Genomic DNA, 11,287 nt, shown 5'->3' on the forward strand with positions numbered 1-11,287 from the left:
CTGTCTCTGTACCTGGTACCCCTAATACGACCTCCACACAACTGTCACATCCACCTTCGACAAAACCTTGCATCAGACCCCAAATTCTAGTAACATTATCCATACTTATGACCACTCAGTCACACCACAAGAGAGAGGAAGACCTACATATGAAACGAACGTTACTCAGCCTCCTGCTCATCACAACCACGACTCTCGCCGCCTGCAACAACGAAGATACCGAACCCGAAGAAGAACGCACCACACCTGTAGAAGTTGCCGAAGTCACACAAGACGACTTCACGATTGAACGAAAAATAGCAGGGAGAGCAGCCGCAGATGAAGGTACACCCGTCACTCCGAGCATCGCCGGTGAATTGGTGACGTTAAACGTAGCCAAGGGAGACCGTATCGAGCAAGGGGAGACCATCGGCGTCGTATCCCCGCCTGACCAGGGGAGTCAGGTAGAGCTTCAGGAAATTGCCGTCCGCCAGGCTCAGTCTCAGCTCGATGATGCCCGTACGCAGTATGATCAGGCCGTTGAAGGTGTAGAAACCGCAGAAGATCAAGTAGAAGTGGCACGTCAGGCTACCAATTCAGAATCCAGTCAGATGACCGAACAAGCACGCGAGCAATACGAGTCGGCTCAGCAAATTGCCGATGAAACGAAAAAGCTTGCAGATGAAGGAAATGTACCAGAATCCATTTATGAAGAAGCGCAAAACCGCGCCGATCAAGCTCAATCACAGTTTAATCAAGCGTCCGACCAAGGCGGCATGTCCTCTTCAGCTGTAGCCGAAGCAGAAGCTCAAGTAGAACAGGCTGAGCAGGCTGTCGCCCAGGCCGAATCCGCAGTAGAACAAGCAGAGCTCGGTGTAGAGCAGGCACAAATTCAGCTGGAAGACGCTCGTGAACAATCAGAAAACGAACCTGTTATCGCGCAAGAATCTGGGGAAATCGCATCCGTAGAAGCGAGTGAAGGGGATCAAGTCTCCAATCAGCAGCCGTTCGCCACGATCATGAGCCTCAATCCGATGACGATAACAGCATCTATTACGGATGAACAGTTATCGCTTTTTGAAGAAGGTCAGGAAATCGAAGTGGAAATTCCAACACTAGATGAGACCGTAACAGCATCAATCGATTACGTACCCTCGGTCCCTGATGATACAAACCTTTACCCCGTCGAAGCATCTGTGGATAATGCAGAAGAAACGATCAAACCAGGAATGATGGCTTCCTTTCTTTTACCGGAAAACGTCGTGGAAGATGCATTAATTGTGCCAACGAATGCGGTCGTCGAGCAAAGCGGTGAAACCTATGTCTACCTATTAAATGAGGAAGAGGAAGAAACGGTAGTCGAACGCATCGACATTGAAGTGGTAGAATCACAATCCGATCGTTCAGCCATAACCGGCGAAGTAACAAGTGAAGATGAAGTTGTAACGAGCGGGCAGCTGACGCTGACGGACGGAGCGAAAGTCGAAGTCATGAAGGAGGACGACTAAGTGAAGCTCGTCAACCTATCCGTTAAACGCCCAGTCGGCGTCATTATGGTCGTCGCTGCGATCTTAGCGCTCGGCTTTGTTTCGCTGCGTTCACTCACGATCGACCTTTACCCTGAAATCGACCTCCCTGTGGCCGTCGTCTCCACCAGCTACGAAGAAGCGGCCCCGCAAGAAGTCGAGCGGCTCGTCAGTCAACCAGTCGAATCGTCCGTCAGTGCCATTGAAGGCTTAGAAGTGCTTCAGTCTCAGTCACAGGCTGGAGCCTCGCTTGTTTTCATGCAGTTCAGCATGGGCACAGATCTCGACAGTACGCTCCTTGAAGTACGGGAAAACGTCGACCAGGTGACGGAAGCTCTCCCTGAAGGAGCAGGCGAGCCTAGCGTACTTCGTTTTGATCCCCAGGCGCTTCCGATCATGACGATCGGTTTGTCGGGCGATTCCCCCGAACAGCTGCAGCGTGTCGCTGAAGACCAGTTGATTCCACAGCTTGAACGGCAGGAAGGTGTAGCGTCTGTCGATATTGAAGGCGGCAGTACTCGCCAGGTTGATATTCTGATCGACCGTGCAAAAATGGCAAGCTATGAACTTGATACGGAAACCATTACTCAGACATTAAACGCTTCTAACCAGGCGGCTTCAGCCGGTTCCGTGAAAAAAGGCAGCCAGGATATTCAAATCCGGATCGACGGAGAGTTTGAATCCATTGAAGATATTGAACAAACGAATATCCAATCTCCTTCCGGTGCACAAGTGACGCTTGATCAAATCGCGGAAGTGGAAGAAAAGTATGAGTCTGACAGCGTATCAGAAGTCGGCGGCAAATCATCCGTAGCGCTTTCGATTATGAAAAAGACCGACGGCAACACGGTAGAGACTGCCAATAACGTACGCGACGCCCTTGAGGAAGTCGAAGGCGATCTGCCCGATAATACCGATACAGAAGTCGTACTCGATACAAGTGAATTCATTAAGACGTCTATCAACAGTGTCGTCTTAAACATTATTCTCGGTGGAATTTTCTCGATCATCGTCCTTATGCTTTTCCTGAAAAGCTTTCGGGCGACACTCGTCATAGGCATCTCCATTCCGATTGCGATCATCTCCACGTTTACGCTTATGTATTTCACTGGCGAAACGCTGAACGTCCTAACGATGGGCGGACTTGCGCTTGGAATCGGAATGATGGTCGACAGCTCGATCGTTATATTGGAAAACATCGTCAACTACAGGCAGCGCGGGTATTCAATGGTCGAAGCAGCGAAAAAAGGTGCCTCTGAACTAGCACCTGCTGTTATAGCTTCCGCAACGACGACACTCGTCGTATTCCTGCCGATCATTTTCGTAGAAGGCATCGCATCCGAGCTCTTTACACCGCTCGCAATCACGATATCCTTCGCCTTGATTACAGCGCTGGCCGTATCCGTTACGCTCATCCCGATGCTCTCGTCCAAACTATTGACGAAGCCGCTTCAGACGAGTGGACGCAGATATTGGTTCGATCGATTTTTACAAAAAGTAAACGACAAATACCGAACCCTGCTCTCGAAAGTACTCAAATGGCGCAAGACAACAATTGCCCTCACACTGGCCGCCATTGTGGGCAGCGTCGCGCTCATACCGAGTATCGGGACAGAGTTCATCCCGCCGTCTGATCAGGGACAAATCGAAATCGATGTCGAAATGCCGGCCGCCACGTCACTTGAAGGTACACAAGCCACGACGGAGACCATCGACCAGCGTCTTGAAAACTTCAGCGAAGAAATCGATGTCAGTTACCTTTCCATTGGCGGCGGGGGCATGGGAGGGGATATTGGAAATGGCAGCTCCGACAGTGCCACATATACCCTGCAGCTCGTCGACCCAGACCAGCGGGAACGCTCAACTCAGGATGTCATGAAGCAGATGGACGAAGAACTGGGCGATATCCCGGGTGCTGAAATTTCCGTGACGGAACTCGACGCTGGACTCGGGACAGGGGCACCGCTCCAGATTCAACTGAACGGGCCCGAATATGAAGTGCTCGATGAACTGTCCCAGCAGGTTACGTATATTATGGAAGACGTCGAAGGAGTCAGTGAACCGACCTCTTCCACAGAAGAAGGCCGTCCCGAGATGAACATTGAAGTCGATCGTGACAAAGCCTCTCAGTATGGGCTGACTGAGCAGGAGATTATTGCGCAGGTCCAAACCTCCTTCACAGGTCAGGTTGCGACAAGATATCGCGAAGCAAGTGAAGAAATTGACGTGCAGATGATCTTGCCGGAAGAAGAACGTCAGACGATCAATGATTTAGAAGGCATGTCCGTCCAGACAGCCAGCGGCGGCATCATTCCATTGTCTACAATTGCTGAGCTCCAGCAGGTGCAGGGGCCTGTGAATCTTCTGCGTGAAGATCAGCAGCCGCAGGTTAACGTGGAATCAGAAATAGTCGACCGCGATCTCGGCAGCACAACAGAAGACGTACGCGCTGAACTCGAAAGCCTTAATTTCCCTGAAGGATACACTTATGAAATTGGCGGCCAGGCGCAAGACATGGAAGAAGCCTTTGGAGACTTAGGCCTCGCGTTGATTTTCTCGATCTTCCTCGTCTACGCCGTCATGGCCATTCAGTTTGAGAACTTTTTGTTCCCGTTTATCATCATGTTCTCACTGCCCGCGACGATCGTCGGGATTACCACTGGGCTGTTCGTCACCGGACTTCCCTTCAGCTTACCGGCTTTTGTCGGAATTATTATGCTCGCCGGTATTGTCGTCAACAACGCTATCGTGCTCGTTGACTACATTAATATTTTACGAAGGAAAGGGTACGACCGTACCGAAGCGATCCTAGATGCCGGTCCTAACCGTCTGCGGCCTATCCTCATGACAACACTAACCACTGTCTTAGGAATGGTACCGCTCGCGATTGGTATTGGGCAAGGAGCTGAAGCCCAGCAGCCGCTTGCGGTTACAATAATTTTCGGTTTAACTGTATCAAGTTTCTTTACGCTCATCCTTATTCCAGTCGTCTACACGTATTTCGATGACCTATCGAAGAAAATAACAGGTATCTTCCGCCGCAAGAACCGCGATGAAGAAGCCTGATCTCCATCCCCTGCCTTTTGAGGCAGGGGATTTTATTTTCCGGCAATATTCGATTATTTCCGGGGAAATATTTATTATTTCTCATCCTTACTCAATTCCACGCATACCTTTTAATCTTGTCGAAATTACTCCGCGGCCGTCGACTATTTACCTTCTATCTAAAGTGAATTTACGATGTTTTGAAAATATTTACACAACCCTTACAAAACTATAAAAAAACATACAAATTCATGTGATAGTTTTTGAGTGTAGAAATAAATAGCACTTTTTGTAAAAGAGAGGGAAGGGGATCAGATGTTACTTATACCGCTTATGATCATCATCGCACTCAGTCTCGGCATCTTTGAGATCAAAAGGCACCAGCGCCGCATTCAATCGATTCCGATCCGGGTGAATGTGAATGGTGTACGAGGGAAATCGACCGTCACGCGATTGATTACAGGTGTGTTGAAGGAAGCTGGCAAGAAAACCGTCGGTAAGACGACGGGAACGTCAGCACGGATGATTTATTGGAATACAAGCGAAGAGAAGCCGATACATCGCCGGCTGGAGGGACCTAACATAAGTGAGCAGAAGGCTGTTGTGGCAGAAGCGAAAAAATTAAATGCCGAAGCGCTCGTCAGTGAATGTATGGCGGTCAATCCAGATTATCAAATTACTTTTCAAAAACATATGCTGCAGGCAAACGTTGGCGTTATCGTAAATGTACTGGAGGATCACCTCGATGTCATGGGGCCGACGCTTGATGAGGTGGCGGAGGCGTTTACCGCCACCATTCCTTACCGCGGCTATTTGATCCTTGCAGATTCACCGTATACGACATACTTTAGAACAATTGCGAGAAAACGTCGAACACGCGTCATTATGGCCGACAATTCACGTATTTCAGAAGAATACTTACGAAAATTTGAATATATGGTATTCCCGGACAATGCCTCCCTCGCATTAGCGGCAGCGGAGGCGCTTAACATTGATGAAGAAACAGCACTCCGCGGCATGTTGAAGGCCCAGCCTGACCCCGGTGCAATGAGGATTCTTCCTTTTATGGACGAAGAGGAGCCGTGTTTCTTTGTGAATGGATTTGCTGCCAACGATGCGGCCTCCACTCTTAACATTTGGCGGCGCATTCAACAGACGAGTTATCCGCATGAAGAGCCAATTGTGCTAATGAACTGCCGTGAAGACCGTGTCGAACGTACGGAGCTGTTCGCTCGAGACGTGCTTCCTTATATTCAAACCGACCGGCTCGTCCTGATCGGAGAAGTCACTCACCCGATTGTTGAATCCTACCAGGCGGGAGAGATTCCGGCGAAGCATCTTATGAATCTGGAAAACTACTCGGCCGAAGAGATTTACGAGGCGTTAGAACCTCACCTTAAGAAAAAAATGGTCTACGGGGTCGGTAACATTCACGGAGCTGCAGAACCATTAATTGAAAAATTAAAGACGAAGCATCAACCTAAAAAAGAATTAGTCATCAGCTAGGAGGCGTCCCATGTTTGGATCTGATTTGTATATATCGTTAGTTGTAGGCGTGATTTTGAGCTTAATTTATACGGAGAAAACGGGTATTTTGCCGGCCGGTCTTATCGTGCCCGGCTACTTAGCGTTAAGCTTTGACCAGCCCGTGTACATGCTGACTGTTTTTTTGATCAGCTTTTTAACGTATTTTATCGTCCAGCATGGCATTGCCCGCTTTACAATCCTTTACGGGCGTAGAAAATTTGCAGCGATGCTGACGACTGGAATCGTCATTAAGCTGCTGCTTGATGCCGTTTACCCAGTCGTGCCGTTTGAAATCTATGAACTGCGGGGCATAGGCGTCATCGTGCCCGGATTAATCGCAAACACGATACAAAAACAGGGGCTTTTTCCAACAGTTCTCAGCACCGTGCTGCTCAGCGGTCTTACGTTTTTAATTATGTTTGCTTACTTCTTAGTATAGGGTGACTATTTTATGGCTAAAAAATTGAACTTTAAAGAAACGCTGCTTAAGCATAGCAAATGGCATAAGAAACGTGCTTCCGTTCATACCCTTATCGCGTTTCTTGTCGTCATTGCACTTATTTACCCGGTCAATTATCTGCTCAAGCCTGCCGCGGTTGCTGTTGAAAAAGATGATTCGATTTTTACAGCTTCCGTTGTCGGTGACATCATGTTCGGGCGGTTTGTGGAGCATGTCGCTGAAAGAGACACGTACGATGCTCATTTTGATAACGTACGTGAACTTTTCAAAAGCTCCGATTACGTGGCAGGCAACTTCGAGCATCCGGTCGTCCTTAACGACGACGCTGTGGCTATTGAAAAAGCATACAATTTTAAAACAAAACCGGATGCTGTGGACGCACTTGAAAACGCGAATTTCACCGTGGCAAACCTTGCCAATAATAACGTCCTCGATTATGGTATCACCGGATTAAGAGATACGATCAATACATTTAACGAATCTGAAACCGACGTCATCGGAGCAGGAGGGAATCTCTCAGAAGCTGAAGCTATTCATTATGAAGACTACAACGGCATCACCGTCGCTAGCCTAGGCTTTAACGACATTCTCGAGTACAGCACACTGGCAACTGACACATCAGGCGGCGTGCTCGGCGCAGACCCGCAGACCTTCCTGCCACTTATTCAAGAAGCGAAACAAAACGCGGATCTCGTCTTCGTTCACGTCCACTGGGGCAAAGAGTATGAAAACGCAGTTCAGCCAAGGCAGCGTGATTTCGCCCATGCGATGGCAGATGCCGGAGCCGATGCAATATTTGGCTCCCATGCGCACGTCTTGGCTCCAATTGAAAAGTACGATGATACAGTGATTTTCTACAGCCTCGGCAACTTTATTTTTGACCAGGGCTGGTCGCGGACAAAGGAATCAGCGATTGTTCAGTATCATTTAGAAGAAGACGGGTCTGCCCAATTTGAAGTGCTGCCTGCCTATATTGAAGAAACGAAGCCGGCACCGCTTTCCGAGAAGAATCATTACCGAAATACAACTATACTGCGAAAAATGACGAAGGAACTGGATCAGTCTGATTGGACTAAAGAGGGCAACCGTGCCGTCATTCCTGTCGATCATTCACACATTACAGCCGAGGAGGAAAGCAGCCGTGCAGAATAAAATTTTAATTACCGTCCTATCCGTTATCGTTGCCGGCGGGATGTGGTTTTACTACAAAGTCGAAGGTGTATCGCCTGAGCTTGCGATCTTTAATCAAAGCGATACACAAGCGGACCGTGAGCCTGTAAAAACTGATGAAGGCTATGGCGTCAGTGCATCGCATCCGCTCGCCGTAGAAGCTGGGATGGAAATTTTAGAAAAAGGCGGATCGGCCGCAGATGCAGCGGTCACAGTCTCGTACGTATTAAGCGTCGTTGAACCATACGGATCGGGCATCGGCGGAGGCGGAGAAACGCTCTATCACCCCGCAGACGGGGAACCGACAACATACGTCTATAACGAAAATGCCCCGTTAAATGGGGAGATGCCGGAGGATAACGTTGGACTGCCCGGATTTGTCAAAGGAATGGAAACGTTAAACGCAGATCTTGGTAACTTAGAAATGAGCGAACTCATTCAGCCGGCCATCGACATTGCGGAAGAAGGCTTTGCCGTCGATAAAAGCCTGCACAGTCGATTGAAAGCCGCCCAATATCGCATGCCGATATCCGACCTTCCTCATCTATATCCAGGCGGCACACCCGTTAACCCGGGGGTTGAAATCAAACAGGAAGCGTTGGCCGATACGCTTAAAGTCATCCGCGACGGAGGGGCAGAGAGCTTTTATAACGATCAGCTCGGACAGCATTTTCTTGCCAATACGTCTGGCCACACCGAGCAGGACTTAACCCAATACGAAGTCAAAACAGCAGCTCCCGCTACGGGGTCCTTCGCCGGATACGATGTCATTACAGCACCCCCGCCGTTTGGAGGAACAACCTTAATTCAGTCATTAAATATGGTGGAAGATCTTGAGTTGGAAAAAGCTGCAGCGAATGACCACGATTATATCCACCTATTAGGAGAAGTGATTAAACGAAGCTACAACGATCGGTTAAGCAACATCAGCGACCCTGAATTTAACCAGATAAATGTAGACGAGATGACGAGTGATGCTTACGCCGCCCAACTTGGCGAAGACATATCGCTAAGCGATCTATCAGAAGACTACGAGATTAACGACAGTCCGGCTGATGAAGCTGATCATGCCAACACGACCCATTTTGTCATCATCGATAAAGAGGGCAATATGGCCTCCACGACGAATACACTCAGCAACTTTTTCGGCTCCGGAAAATTCGTGGATGGCTATTTCTTAAACAACCAGCTCTCGAACTTCAGCGAAACCCCTGGATCGGTTAACGCCCCCGAGCCAGGCAAGAGTCCAAGAAGCTATACGTCACCCACCATTCTCGCTAAAGATGGGCAACCCGTCATGGGGATCGGAACACCAGGAGGCAAGCGTATTCCGATGATGATTACTGATGTGCTTACGCGTCATCTTCTGCTGGATGAACCACTTGAAGACGTTGTTGAGGCACCTCGCTTTTATGTCGAAGAAGAGGAGGTGATCATGGAAGAAGCCTTCGCGGACAATTTAGATGATGAAGTGATACAGCAGCTGCAAGCCAAAGGCTATACAATGGATACGTATAACTCTGACCAATTTTACGGTGCTATTCACAGCCTTGTGATCGACCGGGAAGAAGGATTGATGTACGGAGCTGCCGACAGCCGCCGAGCCGGCGACTGGCAAATCAAAGAAAAATAAGGAGAGACCCTATATGATAAAAAAACTATGGAAAGAATCACGGTCCTTCATGCTACTGGGACTCGTGATCATCGCGATGGCAACATTTAAACAGGTCGATACGATCAACGACGAAGATAAAACGTTTATCGAGAATTATAATACGGAACAGACGAACCAACAGGACGACACTCAAATCAGCAATTAACCAGTGCCGGGTACCAGGTACCGAAATTCAGCTTTTCGGTACCTGGTACCCTCATGCGTCAGTCACCTTCCTTTCAATTGAACAAAATATTCAGTAAAATAAGCACTACATTCAATAAAAGGTGGGATTCATTGTGAGTAATGACATACTGTACAAGAAATCATATTTTTCAAGACTGCCGGAACTTGGTGACCTGGCACCGGAAGCGTTTAAAGCCTTCGTTGCATTTGATCAAAAGGCTGTAGCACCTGGACAGCTTTCAACGAAATTTAAGGAAATTATCGCGATCGCTGTTGCCCACACTACTGGCTGCCCTTATTGCATTGACGTTCATGTCAATAATGCGAAGGACCAAAATGTGACGAAAGAAGAAATGAGCGAAAGCATCTTTGTAGCCACTGCGTTAAAGGCGGGTTCTGCCGCAGCGCACGGAGTAAATGCCCTCAATGCTTACGATTTTGGCTCAAATGATCATCTTTATAAAGCGGAGTATTTTAATCGCATCAAAGAATTTACGGAGCTTTCGGGTGAAGCTTTTCAAGGATTCATGGACTTTGATAAAAAAGCGATGAAAGCCGGAGTGCTCTCAGCAAAAGAAAAAGAACTGATTGCTGTTGCTGTTGCGCATACAACGGGCTGTCCGTACTGCATAGATATTCATACGAAAGGGGCAAAAGAGCAAGGCGCTTCTAAAGAAGAAGTGGCTGAAAGCATTTTTGTAGCGACGGCGTTAAAAGCAGGATCGGCTCTCGCTCATTCGGTGAATGCGCTGCAAGCGTATGACAGCGAATAAGATTTTCAAGCCTCTATGTCGCATAATCCGGCATAGAGGTTTTTTAGTGAACGAATGTAACACATGCTCGTATAGATAGTAAGCTTTTAAAATATGGGGGAGTCCGTTTGGTCAGCTTCTAAAAAAATTTATACGAACTATCGATAGCTGCCTTACTTATCTGTTTTTTCTATGAAAAAGCCAACTCTATCAATTATTGTTACTGATCCAGAAGGTCGTGATTTATTTATCGCCCAGGAGAAACCGAGTTTAATTGATTTCTCCATAGAAGCAAGTGTAACCGGCGAAACGTTTTCCTCGATTCGAAAACGTTCCCTCGTTTATTCTTCGATGAAAGAGACCCTCAATAATCATGATGTCTTTTACATGACTACGAAAGAGTTACAAGAAGAAGTGCTCCTTCCATTATTGGCTGCCATAATTGCCGTAGATTCCATTATTATCATGCGCAATAAGAAAAAACCTCAAGGATCGATCGCAGCCTTGAGGTTTTTTCACAATTCTTTTCTCATCTTTAACCACAGCCAGGCAATGAAGTTCGCCGGGATAAAGAAAGGATGGATCTGGGTGTTGGCGTGCAGGAGCTCTTCTTGAAAAGGCATCTGATCATAATACTCGTTTTGCGTGGTATTTTTTCTTTTCATTTCATCTTTGATGCCTTTTAAATAACGAACTTGAATCGGAATCATCACAATCGTCACCATGAGCACAATACTTCCAATGATAATGATAAACGGCCAGATAATAAATCCCTCCGTAATCTATGTTACTTGTATTTACGAAAAAGGTTGAGTTGACGTTTCATATTTTAAAGGTTTTCAATAAATCACAATTCAGTTATGATTTTTTTAGTAAAGACGGCCTCTATTTGGGTCCAGCCAAATAGAGGTTTTTTATTGTCGAAAAATGCTGACAAATCAGCGTCCTGACTGTGATTTTTTATGTAAATCACGGTGTTGTACATAAA

Annotated in this window: 10 protein-coding genes; 9 read left to right on the forward strand and 1 reads right to left on the reverse strand. The window is 47.5% G+C overall.

Annotation, left to right across the window (positions count from 1 at the left end; all coding sequences use genetic code 11):
- The first annotated feature begins 149 nt into the window (after nt 1-149).
- From ACGTNH_RS03325 to ACGTNH_RS03365, 9 genes are all read left to right on the forward strand, one after another.
- Nucleotides 150-1,487, forward strand: a complete 1,338-nt coding sequence (locus ACGTNH_RS03325) for an efflux RND transporter periplasmic adaptor subunit (protein ID WP_394584974.1) — start codon at nt 150-152, stop codon at nt 1,485-1,487.
- Nucleotides 1,488-4,571 carry an efflux RND transporter permease subunit gene (locus ACGTNH_RS03330; RefSeq protein WP_394584975.1) on the forward strand — a complete coding sequence of 1,028 codons (3,084 nt, stop codon included), beginning with the start codon at nt 1,488-1,490 and terminating at the stop codon, nt 4,569-4,571.
- Nucleotides 4,572-4,865: 294 nt separating this feature from the next.
- Nucleotides 4,866-6,056 (forward strand): poly-gamma-glutamate synthase PgsB, encoded by a 1,191-nt coding sequence (pgsB, locus tag ACGTNH_RS03335; RefSeq protein ID WP_394584977.1) that lies wholly within the window; start codon nt 4,866-4,868, stop codon nt 6,054-6,056.
- Nucleotides 6,057-6,066: 10 nt separating this feature from the next.
- Nucleotides 6,067-6,516: a poly-gamma-glutamate biosynthesis protein PgsC gene (gene pgsC / locus ACGTNH_RS03340; protein ID WP_394584978.1), complete on the forward strand. Its 450-nt coding sequence runs from the start codon at nt 6,067-6,069 to the stop codon at nt 6,514-6,516.
- Between the two features lie 12 nt (nt 6,517-6,528).
- Nucleotides 6,529-7,689, forward strand: a complete 1,161-nt coding sequence (locus ACGTNH_RS03345) for a CapA family protein (protein WP_394584979.1) — start codon at nt 6,529-6,531, stop codon at nt 7,687-7,689.
- The gene (locus ACGTNH_RS03350) at nt 7,679-9,340 is read left to right on the forward strand and encodes a gamma-glutamyltransferase family protein (protein WP_394584980.1); all 1,662 of its coding nucleotides are present in this window, start codon (nt 7,679-7,681) and stop codon (nt 9,338-9,340) included. Before ACGTNH_RS03345 ends, ACGTNH_RS03350 begins: the two co-directional genes overlap by 11 nt.
- 13 nt (nt 9,341-9,353) lie before the next feature.
- On the forward strand, nt 9,354-9,527 hold the full coding sequence (locus ACGTNH_RS03355) for a hypothetical protein (protein WP_394584981.1): 174 nt from the start codon (nt 9,354-9,356) through the stop codon (nt 9,525-9,527).
- 133 nt (nt 9,528-9,660) lie between these two features.
- Nucleotides 9,661-10,320 carry a carboxymuconolactone decarboxylase family protein gene (locus ACGTNH_RS03360; RefSeq protein ID WP_394584982.1) on the forward strand — a complete coding sequence of 220 codons (660 nt, stop codon included), beginning with the start codon at nt 9,661-9,663 and terminating at the stop codon, nt 10,318-10,320.
- Between the two features lie 171 nt (nt 10,321-10,491).
- Complete coding sequence (locus tag ACGTNH_RS03365) at nt 10,492-10,914, forward strand: hypothetical protein (protein ID WP_394586160.1); 423 nt, start codon at nt 10,492-10,494, stop codon at nt 10,912-10,914.
- On the opposite strand, the gene ACGTNH_RS03370 is transcribed toward ACGTNH_RS03365, so the two are convergent.
- Nucleotides 10,815-11,024 (reverse strand): DUF3949 domain-containing protein, encoded by a 210-nt coding sequence (locus ACGTNH_RS03370; protein ID WP_394584983.1) that lies wholly within the window; start codon nt 11,022-11,024, stop codon nt 10,815-10,817. The two genes, ACGTNH_RS03365 and ACGTNH_RS03370, sit on opposite strands and share 100 nt — an antisense overlap.
- Nucleotides 11,025-11,287 lie beyond the last annotated feature (263 nt).

Origin of the sequence: Halobacillus sp. B23F22_1 (genome assembly GCF_043497005.1) — a bacterium.
Lineage (GTDB): Bacteria > Bacillota > Bacilli > Bacillales > Halobacillaceae > Halobacillus_A.